Source organism: Cytobacillus gottheilii (genome assembly GCF_001636345.1).
Taxonomy (GTDB): Bacteria; Bacillota; Bacilli; order Bacillales; family Cytobacillaceae; genus Cytobacillus; species Cytobacillus gottheilii.
On the sequence record NZ_LUUP01000009.1, the window covers coordinates 1 to 535 of the forward strand.

Annotated in this window: 1 protein-coding gene; it reads right to left on the reverse strand. The window is 42.8% G+C overall.

Going from position 1 to position 535, the window contains the following annotated elements; translation table 11 throughout:
• Positions 1-535 (reverse strand): DDE-type integrase/transposase/recombinase (locus A6754_RS22210; protein WP_218971013.1); only part of this gene is annotated, 535 nt, incomplete at both ends.

Genomic DNA, 535 nt, shown 5'->3' on the forward strand with positions numbered 1-535 from the left:
CCCTTGGATTCAGCTGCATACGGCTTAGTGTAAGAAAGGCGGGTGCCTATTTTAGAACATGTACGGGACATCCATTTGGTTCGATACTGCTTTCCATTATCAAAATAAACGGCTTCTGGAACACCGTACTTTTGGATTGCTTGCCGAAAGGCATCTTCAATGATTCTTGAGTCTAGAGTCGGATAGAAGGCTGCATGAACCACTAACCTGGTTGCATCATCAATAAAAGCGACAAGGTAAACCTGTTTATTGATCCCTTTTGGCCCAATAGGCAGATAAGGACCGTATTTAATATCTGATTGCCAAAGTTGGTTCCGGTGCTGTTTTTGAAATCTTCGGGCAGCTACACCGGATTGAGAATAGAGACGCATATGTCGGGTACTGTAACCTTTTTCCGTTAGTTTTTCTTGAAGAGTAGACCTTTTAATTTGTCCTGGATCAGTTAATCCTTCCCATTCTAGAATCTGGATGATTTGCGCCACACTACGGTTTGGCACTTCCTTTCGAAGAAGGATTGCCTGTTCCAATATATGAG